At 68.0% G+C, this 19399-nt stretch carries 16 protein-coding genes; 9 read left to right on the top strand and 7 right to left on the bottom strand.

From position 1 onward, the window contains the following. The first annotated feature begins 15 nt into the window (after positions 1-15). The 4 genes from AC1RJ9_RS26520 to AC1RJ9_RS26505 all read left to right on the top strand — a co-directional run bounded on the left by AC1RJ9_RS26520 (position 16) and on the right by AC1RJ9_RS26505 (position 2554). A complete protein-coding gene (locus tag AC1RJ9_RS26520; RefSeq protein WP_492841459.1) occupies positions 16-561 on the top strand; it encodes a D-glycero-alpha-D-manno-heptose-1,7-bisphosphate 7-phosphatase in 546 nt (181 codons plus the stop codon). After that, the gene (gene rfbD / locus AC1RJ9_RS26515) at positions 558-1442 is read left to right on the top strand and encodes a dTDP-4-dehydrorhamnose reductase (RefSeq protein WP_492841457.1); all 885 of its coding nucleotides are present in this window, start codon (positions 558-560) and stop codon (positions 1440-1442) included. The genes AC1RJ9_RS26520 and rfbD overlap by 4 nt, the downstream gene beginning before the upstream one ends. A 73-nt stretch (positions 1443-1515) precedes the next feature. After that, on the top strand, positions 1516-2169 hold the full coding sequence (fsa, locus tag AC1RJ9_RS26510) for a fructose-6-phosphate aldolase (RefSeq protein WP_099575270.1): 654 nt from the start codon (positions 1516-1518) through the stop codon (positions 2167-2169). A 151-nt stretch (positions 2170-2320) separates the two neighbouring features. Then, a complete protein-coding gene (locus AC1RJ9_RS26505; RefSeq protein WP_492841455.1) occupies positions 2321-2554 on the top strand; it encodes a hypothetical protein in 234 nt (77 codons plus the stop codon). A 2-nt stretch (positions 2555-2556) separates the two neighbouring features. On the opposite strand, the gene AC1RJ9_RS26500 is transcribed toward AC1RJ9_RS26505, so the two are convergent. After that, positions 2557-2793 carry a zinc ribbon domain-containing protein gene (locus AC1RJ9_RS26500; RefSeq protein WP_492841453.1) on the bottom strand — a complete coding sequence of 79 codons (237 nt, stop codon included), beginning with the start codon at positions 2791-2793 and terminating at the stop codon, positions 2557-2559. Next, on the bottom strand, positions 2790-2954 hold the full coding sequence (locus tag AC1RJ9_RS26495) for a hypothetical protein (RefSeq protein WP_492841451.1): 165 nt from the start codon (positions 2952-2954) through the stop codon (positions 2790-2792). The genes AC1RJ9_RS26500 and AC1RJ9_RS26495 overlap by 4 nt, the downstream gene beginning before the upstream one ends. 138 nt (positions 2955-3092) lie before the next feature. On the opposite strand from AC1RJ9_RS26495, the gene AC1RJ9_RS26490 reads away from it, so the two are divergent. Further along, complete coding sequence (locus AC1RJ9_RS26490) at positions 3093-4487, top strand: pyridoxal-phosphate dependent enzyme (protein ID WP_492841449.1); 1395 nt, start codon at positions 3093-3095, stop codon at positions 4485-4487. Positions 4488-4496: 9 nt separating this feature from the next. Further along, positions 4497-5672 carry a trans-sulfuration enzyme family protein gene (locus AC1RJ9_RS26485; protein WP_492841447.1) on the top strand — a complete coding sequence of 392 codons (1176 nt, stop codon included), beginning with the start codon at positions 4497-4499 and terminating at the stop codon, positions 5670-5672. On the opposite strand, the gene AC1RJ9_RS26480 is transcribed toward AC1RJ9_RS26485, so the two are convergent. Next, positions 5602-6591, bottom strand: a complete 990-nt coding sequence (locus tag AC1RJ9_RS26480) for a mechanosensitive ion channel family protein (protein WP_492841445.1) — start codon at positions 6589-6591, stop codon at positions 5602-5604. The genes AC1RJ9_RS26485 and AC1RJ9_RS26480 overlap by 71 nt on opposite strands. Positions 6592-6735: 144 nt before the next feature. On the opposite strand from AC1RJ9_RS26480, the gene AC1RJ9_RS26475 reads away from it, so the two are divergent. Beyond that, positions 6736-7896 carry a DegT/DnrJ/EryC1/StrS family aminotransferase gene (locus AC1RJ9_RS26475; RefSeq protein ID WP_492841443.1) on the top strand — a complete coding sequence of 387 codons (1161 nt, stop codon included), beginning with the start codon at positions 6736-6738 and terminating at the stop codon, positions 7894-7896. A 93-nt stretch (positions 7897-7989) separates the two neighbouring features. Further along, positions 7990-9240, top strand: coding sequence for a multidrug effflux MFS transporter (locus AC1RJ9_RS26470; RefSeq protein WP_492841441.1), 1251 nt, complete (start codon positions 7990-7992; stop codon positions 9238-9240). Between the two features lies 1 nt (position 9241). Here the strand turns inward: AC1RJ9_RS26470 and AC1RJ9_RS26465 are convergent, their stop codons facing one another. After that, complete coding sequence (locus tag AC1RJ9_RS26465) at positions 9242-10996, bottom strand: ATP-binding protein (RefSeq protein ID WP_492841439.1); 1755 nt, start codon at positions 10994-10996, stop codon at positions 9242-9244. A 58-nt stretch (positions 10997-11054) separates the two neighbouring features. After that, positions 11055-12683, bottom strand: coding sequence for a cisplatin damage response ATP-dependent DNA ligase (locus AC1RJ9_RS26460; RefSeq protein ID WP_492841437.1), 1629 nt, complete (start codon positions 12681-12683; stop codon positions 11055-11057). A 119-nt stretch (positions 12684-12802) separates the two neighbouring features. Here AC1RJ9_RS26460 and AC1RJ9_RS26455 point away from each other — a divergent pair, with 119 nt between their 5' ends. After that, positions 12803-13234, top strand: a complete 432-nt coding sequence (locus AC1RJ9_RS26455) for a PaaI family thioesterase (protein ID WP_492841482.1) — start codon at positions 12803-12805, stop codon at positions 13232-13234. Here AC1RJ9_RS26455 and gltB read toward each other — a convergent pair. Both gltB and AC1RJ9_RS26445 read right to left on the bottom strand, forming a co-directional pair. Then, positions 13231-17754, bottom strand: a complete 4524-nt coding sequence (gene gltB, locus AC1RJ9_RS26450; RefSeq protein WP_492841435.1) for a glutamate synthase large subunit — start codon at positions 17752-17754, stop codon at positions 13231-13233. The genes AC1RJ9_RS26455 and gltB overlap by 4 nt on opposite strands. A gap of 18 nt (positions 17755-17772) precedes the next feature. Beyond that, positions 17773-19221: an NAD(P)-dependent oxidoreductase gene (locus AC1RJ9_RS26445; RefSeq protein ID WP_492841433.1), complete on the bottom strand. Its 1449-nt coding sequence runs from the start codon at positions 19219-19221 to the stop codon at positions 17773-17775. Between the last annotated feature and the right edge of the window lie 178 nt (positions 19222-19399).

Genomic DNA, 19399 nt, shown 5'->3' with positions numbered 1-19399 from the left:
GGTAGTGCTCGCGTCATGACCAGCCCTGCCGCTCTCCCTCCTCTGAAGGCCGTGTTCCTGGATCGGGACGGCGTGCTGAACGTCGACCACGGCTATGTCTCCGATCCCGCCAAGCTGACCTGGATCGACGGCGCCCGCGAGGCGGTGGCGGCGATGACCCAGGCGGGGCTCAAGGTGCTGGTGGTGACCAACCAGTCGGGCATCGGTCGTGGCTATTTCGACCAGACGCAGATGGACCGGTTCCATGCCGCCATGCAGGACCAACTGGCCGAACGAGGCGGTCGGATTGACGCCTTCTATCACTCGCCGTTCCACGAGACGGCTGTCGTGGAAGAATACCGGGTGGCCGACCATCCGGACCGCAAACCCAATCCCGGCATGGTGCTTCGCGGTCTGGCCGAATGGGCCCTCGCGCCGGACGAGGCGGTGATCATCGGCGATCGTCATATCGACGTGGAGGCGGGCGCTCGCGCGGGCCTGCCGGGTTATCTGTTCAAAGGCGGCAACCTGAGGACCTTCATCGGCCAGGTATTGGGCGAGCGGGTTCCCGCCCTGAAATGAAGATCCTGCAGTTTGGCCGAACGGGTCAGGTGGCCACGGCGGTTCAGGCCGCCGCCCAGGGGCGAGCAGACGTCATCGCCCTCTCCCGCGTCGACTGCGACCTGGAAAATTCCTCGGCTGTCCGCGCCGCGATCCTGGCCGCCGACTGTGACCTCGTGCTCAACACCGCCGCCTTTACCCATGTCGACCCCGCCGAGGCCCGGCCCGACGAGGCCTTCGCGGTCAACGCCGCGGCGCCCGGGGCCATGGCCGCCGCCTGCGCCGAGCGGGACCTGCCGTTCGTGCATCTGTCGACCGATGCGGTGTTCGACGGTCTGACCGATCGGCCCTATGTCGAGACCGACGCGGCGCGGCCGATCAATGTCTACGGCCGCTCCAAGCTGGCCGGCGAGCAGGCGGTTCTGGCCTATCCGCGGACGACGGTGCTGCGGATCTCGTGGGTCTTTTCCAGGTATGGTCGAAACTATGTGAGCTTCATGCTGCGCCTGGCGCGCGAGCGCGAGGTGCTGAGGATCGTCGCCGACCAGTTCGGAACGCCGACCGACGGCGAGGGCCTGGCCGATTTCCTGATCGCGACCGCGCCGCGCTGGGCGAAAGCGTCCGCCGAGGACCCGGCGTTCGGCCTGTTCCACTTCGCCAATGCCGGCGAGACCAGCCGCTTCGATTTCGCCAAGGCGGCGATCGACCGCGATCCATTGGCCAAGGCGCGCCTGGAACGGACGAGCCAGGTCGCCTTCGTCGAGCCCGCGCCGCGCCCGCCGCGTTCGCCCCTGGACACCGGCAAGCTCCAGAAGGTGTTCGGCTTCAGGCCCGAAGCCTGGCGCACGGCCGTCGAGCGCACGGCCGACCGGCTCGTGGCGGACCCCGCCGCGTGGGTCTGACAAGTCTGGCGTGAAGCCGCCGCTCGGGCTAAACCGGCGCAACTCCCGACATAGAAGAGCAGCGCGAGCGACCATGCAGATCTTCCTCGACAGCACCGACACCAAGGTGATCGCCGACCTGGCCTCGACCGGCCTGATCGACGGCGTGACCACCAACCCGACCCTGATCGCCAAGTCGGGCCGACCGATGCTGGAAGTGATCGCCGAGATCTGTGACATCGTCCCGGGTCCGATCAGCGCCGAAGTGGCCGCCACCACGGCGGACGCCATGATCGCCGAAGGCCAGAAGCTGGCCAAGATCGCCCCGAACGTGGTGGTCAAGATCCCGTTGACCCGCGACGGCCTGATCGCCTGCGCCGCCTTCGCCGACGAAGAGATCAAGACCAACGTCACCCTGTGCTTCTCGGCGACCCAGGCCCTGCTGGCCGCCAAGGCCGGCGCGACCTACATCTCGCCGTTCATCGGCCGCCTGGACGACTACGGCTTCGACGGCATGGACCTGATCCGCGACATCCGCGCGATCTATGACAACTACGGCTACGAGACCGAGATTCTGGCCGCCTCGGTGCGCAACGCCGCTCACGTCAAGGAAGCCGCGATTATCGGCGCCGACGTCGTGACCATCCCGCCGGCGGTGTTCGCCGAGCTCTACAAGCACCCGCTGACCGACAAGGGTCTCGAACAGTTCCTGAAGGACTGGGCCTCGACCGGCCAGTCTATCCTCTAAGGCTGTCCTGTAAGGGATTGCGCGTTCCGGGCGGGTTTCCGCTCGCCCGGGAGGCGATCAAGTGATCACAGTTTATTTCGCAGGGGCGAAGCTGGTTCGCAAATGCGAGTTCGTGCGTTAAGTCTTGGTCCGTTCACAGAGGGCCACGCACATGGTTCCGACCGTCGCCGAGACCGAAGTTCGCCTGGCCGGCCCCGAAGAGGCCGACCGCTTCTCGCGATTCCTCCACGGTTTCCTGTCGGCCAATGACTTTCCGTTCGTGATCGTCCACGACGCGCCCGAGTTCCTGGGCCAGTTGCGGCGGGTGGTTTTCGAGGACGTCTGCCTTTCCCGCAAGTTCGCCAGCGAGTGGCTGAACCAGCGTGGCACGGCCGGGACGGCCTGACCTTAAGCCAAAAGGCGGGCCTGGACCTCGGGATGGTCCTTCCAGGCCGGCATCTTCGACATGTAGATGATCGTCTCGGTTTCAGCCTGGGCGCGCGAGCTGCCGCGCCGCTCCCGCCACTGCACCATGCGCTCGAAGCGGGTCGGGAAGTCCTGCAGCGCGCCGGTCTCGTCGACGCAGTACTGGCAATAGGGACCGGACTCGATCGGCATGCCGCAGCTTTCGCAAGCGTGGCTCATGGGCGGACTCCTTTCAGGTGGGCGACGAAGACACGGAAATAATCGATCAACGCCACGGCTTCGGGCGATAGCCGTTCGCGCTTGTCGCGCACGCGCCGGACGGCGGCCCGGTAGGTCCCGCGGAACAGATCCTCGAAATCGGCGGCGAAGACGTCGGTCATATAACGAGGCTATGAGGGGTGTGATCCTTCGTAAATCCCGAACGAACCCCTATGTCCGACGGCCCTGGCCCTCTTCCCTTCTTTTAAAAAACAGGCCTAGCTGGGGGAAATCGTTTCACCAGGCTGCGGAGCTGCGCCATGAACGACCCTAAATTGGGCCTTCCCGGCATTGCCGGTTCCGCGCTCGACCTGATCGGCCGCACGCCCATGGTCGAGGTCAGGCGCCTCGACACCGGCCCGTGCCGGCTTTTCCTCAAGCTCGAAAACCAGAACCCGGGCGGTTCGATCAAGGACCGCGTCGCCCGTTCGATGATCGAGGCGGCCGAGGCCGACGGCCGGCTGAAGCCCGGCGGCACGATCATCGAGGCGACGGCCGGCAATACGGGCCTGGGCCTGGCGCAGGTGGCGGCCCTCAAGGGCTACAAGCTGATCCTGATCGTCCCCGACAAGATGGCGCGGGAGAAGATCCTGCACCTGCGGGCCATGGGCGTGGACGTGCGCCTGACCCGCAGCGACGTCGGCAAGGGCCACCCTGAATACTATCAGGACATGGCCCAGACCCTGGCCCAGTCGATCCCCGGGTCGCTCTACGCCAACCAGTTCGAGAACCCGGCCAATCCGCTGGCGCACGAGACCACCACGGCGCCCGAGCTGCTGACCCAGATGGAGGGCGACATCGACGCCATCGTCGTCGGCGTCGGCTCGGGCGGCACGCTCACCGGCATTGGCCGCTACATGAAGGCCCACTCGCCCAAGACCAGGATGGTGCTGGCCGATCCGGTCGGCTCGATCCTGCGCGACTATGTGGAGACCGGAACCTTCGGCGAGGCCGGCAGCTGGATCGTCGAGGGCATCGGCGAGGACTTCATTCCCGACAACGCCCAGATGGACCTGGTCTCCCAGGCCTATTCGATCAGCGACCGAGAGAGCGTCGACACCGCCCGACTGTTGCTGAAGAAGGAAGGGATTCTCGGGGGCTCGTCCTCGGGCTGCCTGCTGGCGGCGGCGCTGAAATACTGCCGCGAGCAGGCCCAGCCCCAGCGGGTCGTGACCTTCGTTTGCGACACCGGCGGCAAGTACCTGACCAAGATGTTCAACGACTTCTGGCTGGCGGCGCACGGCTTCGACGGTCGCGAGCTGCACGGCGACCTGCGCGACCTGATCGCCAAGCGCTACGCCGAGGGCGGCGTCATCGCCATCGGGCCCGACGACACGCTATTGACCGCATATAACCGCATGCGCTCGTCCGACATCAGCCAGTTGCCCGTGGTCGACCACGGCAAGCTGGTCGGCATCCTCGACGAGAGCGACGTGCTGGCCGCGGTCGAGGCGGGCGATGAGGCTCCGCGCTTCAAGACCCTGGTCGGCGCGGCCATGACCCGCGCGATCAACACCCTGCAGGCCCATCAGAGCGTCGATGACCTGCCCGAGGTGTTCGATCGCGACGAGGTAGCGCTTGTGGTCGACGGGGAGGAGTTCCTAGGTGTGATCACCCGCGTCGACCTGATCAATCACCTGCGCCTCAGCGCCTGAAGGACCCGCATGACCGACATCCCCGGCAAGAACCGCCTGGACTTCGCCACGCGGACCATCCACGGCGGCCAGTTTCCCGACCCGACCACCGGCGCGGTCATGGTGCCGATCTACGCCACCTCGACCTACGCTCAAGCCAGTCCTGGCGAGCACAAGGGCTTCGAATATAGCCGCAGCCACAACCCGACCCGCTTCGCCTTCGAGCGCTGTATCGCCGACCTGGAGAGCGGGGCGGCCGGTTTCGCCTTCGCCTCGGGCCTGGCGGCGGCCTCCACGATCCTGGAGACGCTGGACAGCGGCGCGCACGTGATCGCCAGCGACGACCTCTATGGCGGCTCGTTCCGGCTGTTCGACAAGGTGCGCAAGCGCTCGGCGGGCCTCTCCTTCAGCTTCGTGGACATGGCGGACCTGGCGGCCGTCGAGGCGGCGATCACCCCGGCGACGCGGATGATCTGGGTGGAGACCCCGACCAACCCGATGCTGCGCCTGGCGGACCTGGCCGCCATCGCGGCCCTGGCCAAGAAACACGACCTCGTCACAGTCGCCGACAACACCTTCGCCAGCCCGTTCATTCAGCGGCCGCTGGAGCTGGGCTTCGACATCGTCATGCACTCGGCGACCAAGTACCTGAACGGCCACTCCGACGTGGTCGCGGGCGTGGCGGTGGTCGGCGACAACGCCGAGCTCGCCGACAGGATGAAGTTCCTGCAGAACGCCGTCGGCTCGGTGCTCGGCCCGTTCGACAGCTTCCTGGCGCTGCGCGGGGTCAAGACCCTGGCCCTGCGGATGCAGCGCGCCTGCGACAGCGCGCTTGAGATCGCCCGGTGGCTGGAACAGCACCCGGCCATCGAGCGCGTCATCTATCCAGGCCTGGAAAGCCACCCGCAGCACGACCTGGCCAGGCGCCAGATGACCGGCGGCTTCGGCGGCGTCATCTCGGCCGAGGTAAGGGGCGGCCTCGCCCCCGCGCGCCGGATGCTGGAGCGCACGCAGCTCTTCACGTTGGCCGAGAGCCTGGGCGGGGTGGAGAGCCTGATCGAGCATCCGGCGATCATGACCCACGCCTCGATCCCGGCCGATCAGCGCGCGGCCCTGGGCATTTCGGACGGCCTGATCAGGCTTTCGGTGGGGATTGAGTCTTGCCGGGACCTGATTTCCGACCTCGACGCGGCTTTATCAGGCTGAGCAGGTGATGGTGCTCTCCCTCGCCCGGCATGGCGGGTGAGGGATCCTTGGCCTTGGTCGGGCGCGGCGGCGGAAGATCGTCGCGAGCGGGGTCCTCGGCCAGCAGATGGGCGGCCAGCATCAGGTCGGTCTTGACCGGGCCGAAGTCGGCGGCCGCCGTCCAGACCCGGATCGCGGCCTGGGCGAACGCTTCCGACAGGTCGACGACCTCGATCATCACCGCCGGCTCCTTGCGGATGCGCGCGTCGCTCTCGGCCCGCTCGCGCAGGCGCTTGAGCACCATGACGAGGTCCGTCTTCAGCGGCACTTTGAACAACACGTCGGCCCGGCGGCTGCGGTGGCTGGAATAGTTCAGGATCACGTCGCCGAACACCTTGCTGTTGGGGATCATCACCTTGACGTTGTCGGGGGTGGCGATCTCGGTGAACAGCAGGTCCAGGGACTTCACCGTGCCCTGGCGCGTCACCGTCTCGATATAGTCGCCCACGCGGTAGGGCCGGAACAGCAGGATCATCACCCCCGCCGCGACGTTCGAGAGGGCGCCTTGCAGGGCCAGGCCGATGGCCAGCGACGCCGCGCCCAGCACCGCGATGATCGAGGTGGTCTGCACGCCCAGCTGCTGCAGCACCGCCACCAGGCCGACGGCGATCACCGCATAGCGCACCAGCGAGGCGCCGAAGCTCTCCAGGGTCGGGTCGGGATTGTTCCGATGCACCCGGCCCAGGCCCCTGCGGATGACCCGCGCCGCCCAGCCAGCTACCCAGAAGGTGACCAGCAGGATCAGGGCGGCGACCACCAGGTTCACCGCCAGCTTGCCCAGCCAGTCCAGGAAATGTCCGAACATGGTCTCGTCGGCCTTCACGTTGGCGAGCGACGGCAGGGACGTATCCGCCGGGATGATGCTGGGCTTGGTCTGCATGGAGTTCTCGATAGGCGCCCCCGCCACGTTCGGTCAACGACAAGACGAGCCCGCTGTTCCGCTTGATCGTCCTTGTGGCGTGGAAACAGTCGGTTACATCAATTGGCTCGAAATCGTCGCGATCGGACACTAGAGGCTGCGCCCATGAGCATGCCCTTCATCGACCTCGCCGCGCAGCAGCGCCGGATCCGCGACAAGATCGACGCCGCCATCGCCAAGGTGCTGGACAGCGGCGCCTATGTCATGGGCCCGCAAGTTCGTGAGTTCGAGGCCAAGCTGGCCGAATTCGGCCAGGCCAGGCTGGCCTTGTCCTGCGCCAACGGCACCGACGCCATCGCCCTGCCGCTGATGGCCTGGGGCGTGGGCGAGGGCGATGCGGTGTTCTGCCCCTCCTTCACCTTCGCCGCGACGCCGGAAGTCGTGCCGTGGGTCGATGCGACCCCGGTGTTCGTGGACGTCTTGCCCGACACCTACAATCTCGACCCGGCCAAGCTCGAAGCCGCCATCGCCGCCGTGAAGGCCGAGGGCAAGCTGACGCCCAAGGTGGTGATCGCCGTCGACCTGTTCGGCCAGCCCGCCGACTACCCGGCGATCAAGGCGATCTGCGACCGCGAGGGCCTGAAGCTGATCGCCGACAGCGCCCAGGGTTTCGGCTGCACGCTGAACGGCCATCACCCGCTGCATTGGGCCGATGTCGCCACCACCAGCTTCTTCCCGGCCAAGCCGCTGGGCTGCTACGGCGACGGCGGAGCGGTGCTGACCAATGACGCCCGCCTGTGGGACCTGATGGACAGCTACCGCGTCCACGGCAAGGCGGTCGGTCCGGACCTCGAGGGCAAGACCTTCGACCACGACCCCAAGTACCTGAACACCCGCATCGGCATGAACTCGCGCCTCGACACGATCCAGGCGGCGATCCTGATCGAGAAGCTGGCGATTTTCGCCGAGGAGATCGCCCTGCGTCAGGTGGTGGCGGACCGCTATGCGCAGGGCCTGAAGGGCGCTGTGATCTCGACCCCGGCCGTGATCGAAGGCGGCGTCTCGGTCTGGGCTCAGTACGTGATCGAGCACGCCAACCGCGACGGCCTGGCCGCGCACCTGAAGACGCAAGGCATTCCTACCGCGGTCTACTATCCCGTCCCGATGCACGTGCAGGCGCCGTACGCGGCCTTTCCGCGCGGCGCGGGCGGCCTGCCCGTGACGGAAGCCAAGGCCGAGACCGTTCTGGCCCTGCCGATGCACCCTTATCTCGGCGAAGCCGACCAGGCGAAGATCATAGAGGCGATCCGGGCTTTCAACGGCTGATCGAGGCCATCAGGTCTGGCGTCTCGCGCGCCAGGCCCTATATGCCGCCCTCATGCGTCTCGTGCCGGGGCGTCAGCCCGCGCGAGAAAATCCATGTCCGACACCGCGCCATCGCCGCATCCCGGCATGGGCTTTGGCCAGTTCGTCACCCTGATCGCGGCGATGATGGCCACCAATGCGCTGGCCATCGACTCGATGCTGCCGGCCCTGCCGCACATCGGCGAGGCCCTTGGCGTTCACGATCCGAACGCCCGCCAGTGGGTGATCACCTCGTACCTGCTGGGCTTCGGCGTGGCGCAGCTGGCCTATGGCTCTCTGGCCGACCGTTATGGCCGCAAGCCGGTGCTGATGGTCGGCCTGACGCTCTACACGCTCTTCGCCGCCCTCTGCGCCTTCTCCACCTCGTTCGAGATGCTGCTGATCGCCCGGTTCCTGACTGGCCTCGGCGCGGCGTCCACGCGGGTGCTGTCGGTGTCGATCGTCCGCGACTGCTATGCCGGCCGCCAGATGGCGCGGGTGATGTCGCTGGCCTTCATCGTCTTCCTGGCCACCCCGATCATCGCGCCCTCGCTGGGCCAGGCGATCATGCTGTTCGCCTCGTGGCGCTGGATCTTCGGCGTGCTGTCGATCTTCGGCCTTTTCGTCATGGCCTGGGCGGCGGTCAAGCTGCCCGAGACCCAGCATCCGGAGGACCGGATCCCGATCTCGGTCGCCGGCGTCACCTCGGCCTTCAGGATCGCCCTGACCGACCGAATCGCCATGGGCTACACGATCGCCGCCGCCCTGGTGCTGAGCGGGCTGTTCGGCTTCCTCAACTCGGCTCAGCAGGTGTTCGCGCAGGTGCTGGGCGCGGGCGACACCTTTCCGCTGATCTTCGCGGCCATCGCCGGAACCATGGCGGTCTCGTCGCTGCTGAATTCCCGGATCGTCGGGAAGTTGGGCATGCGCAAGGTCTCGCACTGGGCGCTGATCGGCTTTATCGCCTTCGCCGCCGCTCACGCGGTGATCGCCATCACCGGCCACGAGACCCTGCTGAGCTTTTCCCTGATGCAGGCCGGCATGATGTTCTGCTTCGGCCTGGTCATGTCGAACTTCGGGGCCATCGCCATGGAGCCGCTGGGTCATGTGGCGGGCGCGGCCGCCTCGATCCAGGGTTTCATCACCACGATCGGGGGCGCGCTGTTCGGTTTTCTCATCGGCCAGATGTTCGACGGCACCACCGTGCCGCTGACGCTCGGCTTCATGGGCTTTGGCCTTGCCGGTCTGGTGACCGTGCTGGCCACCGAGAAGGGCAAGCTGTTCCAGACCGGCGCACCGGCCCCCGCCCAGGCCGTCGTTCACTAGCTCAGGCGACTTCTTTGGGGCGCGCCCGGTCCAGCGCCGCGTAGAGAGCCCGGATATCCAGCGGCTTGGCCAGCCAGTCCGTCATGCCGGCCGCGCGGCAGGCCTGGACCTCCTCGTCGGCCACCCCGGCGCTGAAGCCGATCACCGGGGTGTCGTGATTGAGGCCGCGACCCGCCCGCAGGCGGCGCGTGGCCTCGCGGCCATCGAGGCCCGGCATGTTGACGTCCATCAGCACCACGTCGAAGGCCCGGGCCTCCAGATGCTTCAGCGCCTCCAGCCCGTCCGGGGCGGTGGTCAGTTCGACACCCAGGGGCTCCAGAACCAGGGCCAGCGTCCGACGGTTCACCTCGTGATCGTCGACGGCCAGGACTCGCAAGGCGCCGATGTCCGGCGTCGCGCGCTCGGGCTGGGCGACCGGGCGCGGAGCCTCCTGTTCCTGGCCGGCGGGCAGGGTCAGGGTCAGGCGAAAGATCGCGCCGCGTTCCGGACCTGGACGGGCGTCCAACTCGCCGCCCATCAGTCTGGCCAACTGGCGGCTGACCGCCAGGCCCAGTCCCGTACCGCCATAGGTCCGCGCCGTCTCCTGCGAGGCCTGGGCGTAGGGCGTGAACAGCCGGCTCATCGCGTCCGTGGTGATGCCGGGGCCGCTGTCCTCGACCTCGATGGCCACCCGCACCCGACCGTTCTCGGCGGGGTGGGCGCAGAGGCGCAGGGTGATCACCCCGTCCTCGGTGAACTTCACGGCGTTGGACAGCAGGTTGTTGAGGATCTGGCGCAGTCGGAACGGGTCGCCGCGCACCCAGGCCGAGGGCTGCTCGCCGGGCGGCTCGCGCAGGGTCAGGCCCTTGGCGCGGGCGTTGGCGCTCCAGAAGCGGGTGGCGTCGCGGATCGCGCCCAGGGCGTCGAAGTCGCGGTCCTCCAGGCTCATGGCCCTGGCCTCGATCTTGGCCTGGTCCAGCATGTCGGTCAGCAGGCCGGTCATCAGGTGCCCGGCGTCGACGATCAGGTCGGCCGTGGCGTGGATCTGGGCCGGAGTGGTTCCCGCGCGGATCATGTGCGCGCCGGCCAGGATCGCCGACAGCGGCGTGCGCAGTTCGTGACTGACGATGGCGGCCATGGCGGTGCGTTCCGACAGGGCCTCCTCGGTCTGGATGCGGCGGCGGTCGGCCTCCTCGCGGGCGGCGACCACGGCGCGGCGGTCGTTGTGCATCCGGCTCCAGATCGTGTGGACGGCCAGCATGAAGAAGCCGACGCACACCGCCAGGATGGTCACCAGCCCGCGGGCGGAATTCCAGGCCAGGGCCGGCATGGCGGCCATGCTGAGCGCATAGGGTGTCACGCCCAGATAGAACAGAGGCCGGCTGTCGACGCCCGAGGCGACATTGTTCAGCGCCCCGCCGACCAGGACCATCAGGGCCAGGGCCATCAGCGGCGGCTGACCGCTCTGCCAGAAGATCAGCACCGCGCCCGCATGCACGGAGGCCATGGCCACCATGGCGACCAGCATCAGCACGATCCGCGCCTGGAGATGGCGCTCGGGGAAGCGGCCCTTGACGAACGGCCGGACGGCGACGAACTCCAGCGCCTGCACCGACAGGCTAGCGGCCAGCCAAAGCGGGATCAGGTCGGGGCGGCCGATCAGACTCAACGCCCAGCTCAGCAGCGCGGTCAGGCCGACGCGGGAATAGACCTGGCGGTAACGCTCGATGGCGTTGACCCGCAGGTGCGGCAGCAGTGACGCAAGGAAGGGGGACATCGGCGTACTCCTCGCAATCTTGCGTAGGGGCACATGGCAAACGAGACGTGAACGCCGATCAAGGATCCAGCATGATTTCCAATGTTCTGAGTTCGTCGGCCTCGCGCGAGGGCTTGTCCCAGCGGATGCGGTTGATGCGCGGGAAGCGCATCGCCACCCCGGACTTGTGCCGCGTCGAGCGCTGCAGCCCCTCGAAGGCGACCTCGAACACCAGGCCGAACTCCAGGTCGGCGCGGACCGAGCGCACAGGACCGAAGCGCTCGATCGTGTGGTCGCGGACGAACTTGTCGATCCGTTTCAGCTCCTCGTCGGTGAAGCCGAAATAGGCCTTGCCGACCGGGGTCAGGGCGCGGCGACCCTCCTCGTCCTCGCGCCAGACGCCGAAGGTGTAGTCGGAATAGAAGCTGGACCGCTTGCCATGGCCGCGCTGGGCGTACATCAGCACCGCGTCGATCAGGTGAGGGTCGCGCTTCCACTTGAACCACGGCCCCTTGGGGCGGCCGGGCTCGTAGACGCTGTCGCGGCGCTTGAGCATCAGGCCTTCGGAGAGCCTCGCGTCCCCTTCGGGCGGATCCAGGCGCAGGGCGGCCAGTTCCTCCCAGGTCTCGAACGGCTGAAGAGGCGACAGGTCGATGCGGGTGGTCGAGAGCCGCGCCACGAACGCCTCCAGCCGCGCGCGGCGCTCGACGAAGGGCAGGGACCGCACGTCCTCCTCGCCGTCCAGCATCAGGTCGTAGGCGCGGATGCCGGCCGGGAACGCCGCCAGTTGCTTGCCGTCGACCGTCTTGCGGTTCAGCCGTTGCTGGAGGTCGCCGAACGGAGCCAGGGCGCCGTCGCGCAGCACCAGCAGTTCGCCGTCGATCGCGCCCTCGAAGTCCAGGGCCTCGACCACGTCCGGGAAGCTGGCGGAGATGTCGTCGCCGGTGCGGGTGTAGAGCCGCCGCTCGCCGCGTTCGGACACGGCCTGGACGCGGATGCCGTCCCACTTCCACTCGGCCACGTAGGCGGCGGGATCGAGCCTGGCGAAGTCGACCGCCTCGTCGATCGGCTGGGCCAGCATCACCGGCCGGAAGCGGCCCGGCGCGTCCGGCGACGGACGTTCGGAGCGGCCTTCCAGCCAGGCGAAAAGATCGCCGTAAGGCGGTTCAAGAGCATGCCAGATTTCCTCGACCTCGCCGACCTCGACGCCGCCGAAATCGGCGCAGGCCTGCTTGGCCAGGCGCGAGGAGACCCCCACGCGAAGCCCGCCGGTCATCAGCTTCAGCAGCGCCCAGCGACCGTCGGGGTCCAGCGCGTCCAGCCAGCCCTCGATCAGGCGCTGGACCTCGGCGCGCGAGGCCGAGTGCAGGGCTTCGATCACCTCGGACAGTTCTGGCGGCCGGTTGGCGCCGGGCCATTTTCTGGAAGAGGGGGCGGGCCAGACCAGGGCGACGGTCTCGGCGAGATCGCCGACATAGTCGTAGGACCAGGCGAACAGTTGGGCGTCCATCCGCGCCTCGACGGCCTTGCGGATGAAGGCCGGCTTGGCGGCGTTGAACGACAGCGCCCCGGTCAGGGCCGCCAGGGCGTATCCGCGATCGGGGTCTGGGGTCTGGCGCAGGTGGTCGGCGATCAGCGTCAGCTTGGCGTTGCGCGAGCTGGTCAGGGACAGCCGGTCGAGCAGGTGGGCGAAGGCGCGCATGGACATGGAATGTCGGTCGGCCCGTTTCCGTTCAGCTCGCGCCATATCGCGATGCGCCAGCCCCTCGCGCAAGGGGGCGGTCGATGCTAGATTAAAACAATTGTTTGAAGTTGCCCGAGGCGAGCATGGACGAGATCCCCGAGGGCTTCGTCCCTCACAGCCGCAAGAGCCCGCTCACCGATCCGTGGGAGCCGCTCTATGCCCGCTCCATGCCGGACCGGCTGGTGCTGGGCGTCCGGGTGCGGCCGGAGCACTGCAATTCACGGAGCATGCCGCACGGCGGCTTCCTGGCGGCGCTGGCCGACAACGCCATGGGCCTGTCGCTCGGCGTCAACCTGGCGGCCGCGGGCCAGGGGGCGAGCGGTCTCGTCACCGTGTCGCTGACGCTGGACTATCTCGGCTCGGCAAAGCTCGGGCAGTGGCTCGCGTTCGACACCGACTTCGCCAAGCTGGGCCGCTCGATCTGCTTCGCCGAGGCGACGGTGCGCGCGGACGGGGATCCCGTCGCGCGCGCCCGTGCGACCTTCAAGGTGCTGGAGGCTAAGGCGGCGGCTTAAGCCCGTTCGTGCACGGCTTGCTCGGCCGCCAGCGGCTGGGGCAGGCGGCTGATCATCTCCTTCGGGCAGACCTGCCAGAACTGATCGCGCACGCGGTCCCAGTCACGCAGCAGGGTCGCGGCGAACACCGAGTCCGTCTCGCGGGCGTGCTCGGCGATCAGCGAGCGCAGCACACCCTCCCAATAGGGCGAGGCCAGGCGCTGCACGACGATGCTGTCGGGATTGATGAGATCCTCGAAGCGGTCGTGCTGGTCGAGCACGAAGGCCATGCCGCCGGTCATGCCCGCGCCGAAGTTGCCGCCCGTCGGGCCCAGGATCACCACCTGGCCGCCGGTCATGTACTCGCAGCCGTTGGCGCCGCAGCCCTCGACCACCGTGGTGGCGCCCGAGTTGCGGACCGCGAAGCGCTCGCCCGCCTGGCCCGCCGCGAACAGCCGGCCCGAGGTGGCGCCAAACAGCACGGTGTTGCCGATCAGGGTGTTGGTCTCTGGCGCGGCCAGGCCACGGGCCGGCTTGATCACGATCGTCGCGCCCGACAGGCCCTTGCCGACATAGTCGTTGGCCTCGCCGGTCAGCTCGATGCGCAGGCCCTGCACCGCGAAGGCGCCCAGGCTCTGGCCGGCCGAACCCTTGAGCTGGACGGTCAGGTGACCCGCGGGCAGGCCCTTCATGCCGAACTTGCGGACGATGTGGCTGGAGGTGCGCGTGCCGATGGTGCGGGCGGTGCTGCGGACCGTGTAGGTCAGCTGCATCTTCTCGCCGCGTTCCAGCAGCGGCGCGGCGTCGCGGACGATCTGGGCGTCCAGCGTATCCGGCACCGCGTTGCGGCCGACGACGGTGTTGTAGGGCTTGTTCGCGCCGGGATCGGCGCGGACCAGCAGCGGGTTCAGGTCGAGGTCGTCGAGGTGCTCGCCGCCGCGCGACACCTGCGCCAGCAGGTCGGTGCGGCCGACGATTTCCTGCAAGGACCGGAAGCCCAGGCCCGCTAGGATCTCGCGAACCTCCTCGGCCACGAAGGTGAACAGGTTGATGACCTTGTCCGGCGTGCCGGTGAACTTGGCGCGCAGGGCCTCGTCCTGGGTGCAGACGCCCACCGGGCAGGTGTTGGAGTGGCATTGGCGCACCATGATGCAGCCCATCGCCACCAAGGACGCGGTGCCGATGCCGAACTCCTCGGCGCCCATCATGGCGGCGATGACGATGTCGCGGCCCGTGCGCATGCCGCCGTCGGCCCGCAGGACCACGGAGTGGCGCAGGTTGTTCAGCGTCAGCACCTGGTTGGCTTCCGACAGGCCCATCTCCCACGGACCGCCGGCATATTTCACCGAGGTCTGGGGCGAGGCGCCCGTGCCGCCGACGCCGCCGGCGACCAGGATCACGTCGGCCTTCGCTTTCGCGACACCGGCGGCGATGGCGCCGATGCCGGTGGCGGCGACCAGCTTCACCGTGACGCGGGCGATCGGGTTGATCTGCTTCAGGTCATAGATGAGCTGGGCCAGGTCCTCGATCGAATAGATGTCGTGGTGCGGCGGCGGGCTGATCAGCATCACGCCGGGCGTGGCGTGACGCAGGCGGGCGATCATCTCGGTGACCTTGAAGCCGGGCAGCTGGCCGCCCTCGCCGGGCTTGGCGCCCTGGGCGACCTTGATCTCCAGTTCGACGCACTGGTTCAGATATTCGGCGGTGACGCCGAACCGGCCCGAGGCCACCTGCTTGATGGCGCTGTTGGGGTTGTCGCCGTTGGGCAGCGGCTTGTAGCGCGCGCTGTCCTCGCCGCCCTCGCCCGAGACCGACTTGGCCCCGATGCGGTTCATGGCGATGTTCAGGGCGCCGTGGGCCTCGGGGCCAAGCGCCCCCAGGCTCATGCCGGGCGTCACGAAGCGCTTGCGGATCTCGTTGACACTCTCGACGTCGTCGGTCGAGATCGGGTTGCGGTCAGAACGCCAGTCCAGCAGGTCGCGCAGCTGGATCGGCTTTTGGGTGCGCAGGCCGTTGGACCAGCGACGATAGAGCTCGTAGTCGCCGGTGTCGCAGGCCGTCTGCAGGGTGTGCATCAGGCGGGCTTCGAAGGCGTGGGCCTCGCCCGAACGACGGGCCTTGTAGAGGCCGCCGACCGGCAGGGTCACAGCGGCCTTGCCCCAGGCCTTGCGGTGCAGCTCGACCGTCTTGCTCTCGATGCCGGCTAGGCCGATGCCCGAGATGCGCGAGGGCATGCCGGGGAAGAACTCGGCGGCCAGGGCGCGCGAAAGGCCGACGGCTTCGAAATTGTAGCCGCCGCGGTACGAGGAAATGACGCTGATGCCCATCTTGGAGATGATCTTCAGCAGGCCGCCCTCGATGGCCGTCTTGAAGTTGACGCAGACGTCGCGCAGCGTCTTGTCGCCGATCAGGCCTCGCTCCAGGCGGTCCTGGAAGCTTTCCTGGGCCAGGTAGGCGTTGACCGCCGTGGCTCCCACGCCGACCAGCACCGCGAAATAGTGGGTGTCCAGGCACTCGGCCGAGCGGACGATGATCGACACGTACGAGCGCAGGCCCTTGCCCACCAGGTGGGCGTGGACGCCGCCGGTGGCCAGGATCATCGGCAGGGCGACGCGGGTCTCGGCGCTGGCCTCGTCGGTCAGGACGATGGCGCCGCAGCCGCGCAGCACGGCGTCCTCGGCCTCGGCCCGGATGCGGTCGAGATTGGCGCGCAGGGCGTCGCCATCCCGGGCCTCGGGCGCGGGCAGGGGCATGGTGCAGTCGATGACCGCGACGTTCTTCTCGCCCAGCAGGCCGTGGATCCGCTCGTACATGCCGGTGGTCAGCACGGGGCTTTCCAGCACGTAGACGTCGGCTTGCGCCGCGTCCTGGGCGAGGATGTTGCCCAGGTTCTTGAAGCGGGTCTTCAGGCTCATGACGCCGGTCTCCCGCAGGGGGTCGATCGGCGGGTTGGTCACCTGGCTGAAGTTCTGGCGGAAGTAGTGGCTGAGCGGACGGTACTTTTCCGACAGCACCGCCAGCGGGGTGTCGTCACCCATCGAGCCGATGGCTTCCTTGCCCTCCTCGACCATGGGGGCGAGGATCATTTCCAGGTCCTCGAGGCTATAGCCGGCGGCGGCCTGGCGGCGGGTCAGCTCCTCGCGGCCGAACTTGCGCGGTTCGGGGCCTGGGCCGATCTGCTTTTCGAGATCGACCATGTTGCCCAGCCACTCGGTATAGGGGTGGCGTTCGGCCAGTTCGTCGATGATCTCGTTCTCGCCGTACAGGCGGCCTTCGGCCAGGTCGATGGCGATCATTCGGCCCGGCGAGATGGCCAGCTTGCGGGTGATGCGGGCTTCCTCGACGCCGCACATGCCGGCTTCCGAGCCCATGATGACCAGGCCGTCGTCGGTATAGGCCACGCGCAAGGGGCGGAGACCCGAGCGGTCCTTGCCGGCCACGACCCAGCGGCCATCGGTGGCGCACAGGGCGGCCGGACCGTCCCAGGGCTCCATCACCGCGTTGCAGTAGGAGTAGAGCGCCTTGTGAGCGTCCTTCATCTTCGGATTGGCGGCTTCCGGCACCAGCAGGGCCTTGGCCATCGGCGCGTCGCGGCCGGCGCGCACCAGCACCTCGAAGGTGTTGTCGAGGTTGGCGCTGTCCGAGCCGCCCGGCTGGATCACCGGCTTCACATCGTCCCCGAACTCGCCGAAGGCCTGGGCGGCCATCTTGATCTCGTGGGACTTCATCCAGTTGACGTTGCCCTTGATCGTGTTGATCTCGCCGTTGTGGGCGAGCATCCGGAAGGGCTGGGCCAGGCGCCATTGCGGGAAGGTGTTGGTCGAATAGCGCTGGTGGAAGATCGCCACGGCGGCGGCGAAGCGGTCGTCCTTCAGGTCGGGATAGAATTCGTCGATGTGCTCGGCGAGGAACATGCCCTTGTAGATCAGCGACTTGGCCGACAGCGAGCAGATGTAGAAGTCGCTGATGTTCTGGCCGTGGACGCGCTTTTCGATGCGCTTGCGGCACAGGAAGAGGGCGCGCTCCAGCGCCTCGCCTTCCAGGCCGGCGGGACCGGCCAGCATGATCTGCTCGATTTCCGGACGGGTAGCGTTGGCCTTCTCGCCGATCACCGAGGTGTCGACCGGCACCTGGCGCCAGCCATAGATGTAGAAGCCAAAGCGCAGGGCCTCGGCCTCGACGATGGTGCGGCAGGCCTCCTGGGCGCCGAGATCGGTGCGCGGCAGGAAGATCTGGCCGACGGCGATCGGGCCCGACCGCAGGGCGTGGCCCGTGCGGCGCACCTGGTCGATGAAGAAGTCCTGCGGGACCGAGACCAGAACGCCGGCGCCGTCGCCGGTCTTGCCATCGGCGTCGATCGCGCCCCGGTGCCAGAGGGCCTTCAGGGCCTTGATCGCCAGTTCGACGACTTCGCGTCGCGGCTGGCCGTCGATGGCGCAGACCAGGCCGACGCCGCACGCGTCGCGCTCGGTCGAGGGGTCATAGGCGTGGCCGTCGATCAGGGCCTGGCGGTTCTTCAGATAGAGGTCCATCTCGTTCATGGTCTTAGATCCTCTCTCTTATTCCGCCGCGATCAGCGCGGGCGCGCCGACCTTGGCCTGCAGGTAGCGGTGGATGGCGTCGGCGGCGTCGCGGCCGTCCTTGATCGCCCAGACGACCAGCGAGGCGCCGCGCACGATGTCGCCGGCGGCGAACACGCCGTCGAGATTGGTCATCTGGTTGCGGACGTCGGCCTTGACCGTGCCCCAGCGGGTGACCTTCAGGTCGGGGGCCGACCAGGCTTCCGGCAGGTTCTCGGGCTCGAAGCCGAGGGCCTTCAGCACCAGCTGGGCCGGACGGTCGAAGTCGCCGCCGGGGATTTCCTCGGGGCTCTGGCGGCCCGAGGCGTCCGGCGCGCCCAGGCGCATGCGGATGGCGCGCACGCCGGTGACGGCCTCGGCCTCGCCCGACAGGGCGCGCGGGGCGGCCAGCCATTCGAAGGTGACGCCCTCTTCCTCGGCGTTCGAAACCTCGCGCATCGAGCCCGGCATGTTGGCCTTGTCGCGGCGATAGAGGCAGGTGACCGAGGCCGCGCCCTGGCGGATGGCGGTGCGGACGCAGTCCATGGCGGTGTCGCCGCCGCCGACCACGACCACGTCCTTGCCCTCGGCGTTCAGCTCGCCGGACTCATAGGCCGGCACGCTGTCGCCCAGGCCCACGCGGTTGGAGGCGATCAGATAGTCCAGGGCGGGCGCCACGCCCTTGCTGCCGCCGCCGGGGACGGTCAGGTCGCGCGCGGCGTAGACGCCGACGGCGATCAGCACCGCGTCGTGCTTTTCGCGCAGATCCTCGAGCGTGGCGTCCTTGCCGACCTCGAAACCGAGCTTGAAGTCGACGCCGCCGTCGGCCAGGCGCCGGGTGCGGCGCTCGACGACGTCCTTCTCCAGCTTGAAGCCGGGGATGCCGTAGATCAGCAGGCCGCCAGCGCGGTCGTGGCGGTCATAGACGGTGACGTCGTAGCCGGCCTCGCGCAGCATCTCGGCCGCCGCCAGGCCGGCGGGGCCCGCGCCGATCACGCCGACCGACTGGCCGCGCGCTTCGCCGGCGATCAGCGGCTTCACCCAGCCCATCTCCCAGGCCTTGTCGGTCAGGTAGCGTTCGACGGAGCCGATCGTCACGGTGCCGTGACCGGATTGCTCGATAACGCAGTTGCCTTCGCACAGGCGATCCTGCGGGCAGATCCTGCCGCACACTTCCGGCATGGAATTGGTCGCCTGCGACAGGGCGTAGGCTTCTTCCAGGCGGCCCTCGGCCGTCATTCGCAGCCAGTCGGGGATGTTGTTATGCAGCGGGCAGTGGGTCTGACAGAACGGCACGCCGCACTGCGAGCAGCGCGAGGCCTGCTCGGTGGCTTTCGCGTCGATGAAGTCGGCATAGATCTCGTGGAAGTCGCCCGAACGCTCAGTCGCCGCGCGCTTTTCAGGCGTGTTGCGGGCCACCGTGGTGAATTTCAGCATGCGCTCGGCCATGCGACTTCCCTCATCCCCGTCACGGGAGAAAAATTGCTCAGGCGGGCCTAATACGGACTCTTTCGGGCAAGAAGAATGTCATGGTCAAATAAATAGACTTATATATCCTCACCAAGGGTGGGGATTTTGCAATCGCCTCGCAACACACCCCTGAAATAGTCCACTTTGTGGATTTACT

The sequence above is a fragment of the Caulobacter sp. GW822-FHT07D08 genome, from assembly GCF_058798735.1.
Note: the sequence above shows the minus strand (reverse complement) of the source record. Positions and strands in the feature narration are given on the sequence as shown.

Excerpts from the sequence above, each read along its gene's own strand:
- gltB (WP_492841435.1), bottom strand. The coding sequence starts at position 17,754 with ATGAACGAGATGGACCTCTATCTGAAGAACCGCCAGGCCCTGATCGAC.
- AC1RJ9_RS26480 (WP_492841445.1), bottom strand. The coding sequence starts at position 6,591 with ATGCAGACCAAGCCCAGCATCATCCCGGCGGATACGTCCCTGCCGTCG.
- AC1RJ9_RS26500 (WP_492841453.1), bottom strand. The coding sequence starts at position 2,793 with ATGAGCCACGCTTGCGAAAGCTGCGGCATGCCGATCGAGTCCGGTCCC.
- AC1RJ9_RS26460 (WP_492841437.1), bottom strand. The coding sequence starts at position 12,683 with ATGTCCATGCGCGCCTTCGCCCACCTGCTCGACCGGCTGTCCCTGACC.
- rfbD (WP_492841457.1), top strand. The coding sequence starts at position 558 with ATGAAGATCCTGCAGTTTGGCCGAACGGGTCAGGTGGCCACGGCGGTT.
- AC1RJ9_RS26505 (WP_492841455.1), top strand. The coding sequence starts at position 2,321 with ATGGTTCCGACCGTCGCCGAGACCGAAGTTCGCCTGGCCGGCCCCGAA.
- AC1RJ9_RS26495 (WP_492841451.1), bottom strand. The coding sequence starts at position 2,954 with ATGACCGACGTCTTCGCCGCCGATTTCGAGGATCTGTTCCGCGGGACC.
- AC1RJ9_RS26520 (WP_492841459.1), top strand. The coding sequence starts at position 16 with ATGACCAGCCCTGCCGCTCTCCCTCCTCTGAAGGCCGTGTTCCTGGAT.
- AC1RJ9_RS26485 (WP_492841447.1), top strand. The coding sequence starts at position 4,497 with ATGACCGACATCCCCGGCAAGAACCGCCTGGACTTCGCCACGCGGACC.
- fsa (WP_099575270.1), top strand. The coding sequence starts at position 1,516 with ATGCAGATCTTCCTCGACAGCACCGACACCAAGGTGATCGCCGACCTG.
- AC1RJ9_RS26465 (WP_492841439.1), bottom strand. The coding sequence starts at position 10,996 with ATGTCCCCCTTCCTTGCGTCACTGCTGCCGCACCTGCGGGTCAACGCC.
- AC1RJ9_RS26490 (WP_492841449.1), top strand. The coding sequence starts at position 3,093 with ATGAACGACCCTAAATTGGGCCTTCCCGGCATTGCCGGTTCCGCGCTC.
- AC1RJ9_RS26455 (WP_492841482.1), top strand. The coding sequence starts at position 12,803 with ATGGACGAGATCCCCGAGGGCTTCGTCCCTCACAGCCGCAAGAGCCCG.
- AC1RJ9_RS26470 (WP_492841441.1), top strand. The coding sequence starts at position 7,990 with ATGTCCGACACCGCGCCATCGCCGCATCCCGGCATGGGCTTTGGCCAG.
- AC1RJ9_RS26445 (WP_492841433.1), bottom strand. The coding sequence starts at position 19,221 with ATGGCCGAGCGCATGCTGAAATTCACCACGGTGGCCCGCAACACGCCT.
- AC1RJ9_RS26475 (WP_492841443.1), top strand. The coding sequence starts at position 6,736 with ATGAGCATGCCCTTCATCGACCTCGCCGCGCAGCAGCGCCGGATCCGC.